Origin of the sequence: Brenneria alni (assembly GCF_003666245.1) — a bacterium.
Lineage (GTDB): Bacteria > Pseudomonadota > Gammaproteobacteria > Enterobacterales > Enterobacteriaceae > Brenneria > Brenneria alni.
In genome coordinates, this window is sequence record NZ_MJLZ01000113.1 from 1 (window position 1) to 886 (window position 886).

The following is an 886-nucleotide window of genomic DNA, read 5'->3' on the forward strand; positions in this document are numbered from 1 at the left end:
TCCGGCGCTACCGTATCAACGGTATAAGAACGATTGGCGCTTGCCGTAGTGGTATTACCGGCGGCATCGGCAGTGGTCACGCTGGCACTGACATTGGTGTTCGCCGTCAGAACAGAACCCGGAATATCTATGCTCCAGCTAATTCCATCCGCATTCACTGTGGTCTGGAAGGTCTCCGCACCCACGGTGACCGTCACCGTATCACCGGCCTGCACATTGTTGCCAACCTTGCCGGTCACGTTGATGGCTTGATTGGACTCGGCGATATTTACCACATCATCACCAGCCACGGTGTCGATAGTAATGGAGGCGTCCGGGGCTACCGTATCGACGGTGTAAGGGCGATTAGCTTCTGCGATGGTGGTATTACCCGCCGCATCAGCAGTGGTCACGCCGGCGGTGACATTGGTGTTCGCCGCCAGCACGCTGCCCGGCACGCTAACGCTCCAGCTAACACCATCGGCATTGACCGTGGTCTGGTAGGTCTCTGAACCGACGGTGACCGTCACCGCGTCACCGGCTTGAACATTATTACCAACACGACCTGTCACATTAATAGTCTGATTGGACTCATCGATATTCACCATATCGTCACCAGCCACTGTGTCGATAGTGATGGAGGCGTCCGGGGCTATGGTGTCGACAGTGTAAGGGCGGCTAGCTTCTGCGGTAGTGGTATTACCCGCCGCATCGGCAGTGGTGACGCTGGCATTAATCTCGGTATTACCGGCCAGTACGCTGCCCGGCACATTCACGCTCCAACTGGTGCCGTCAGCGTTGACCGTGGTCTGGTAGGTTTCATTGCCTACGGTGACCGTTACCGCATCACCGGCCTGCACATTATTGCCGACCTTGCCGCTGATATTCACAGACTGGCTGGATTCGG

At 56.8% G+C, this 886-nt stretch carries 1 protein-coding gene; it reads right to left on the minus strand.

Annotated features, from left to right (window positions below; translation table 11 throughout):
• The coding region (locus tag BIY29_RS19895; protein WP_121576723.1) for an Ig-like domain-containing protein at positions 1–886 on the minus strand (886 nt) is incomplete at both ends.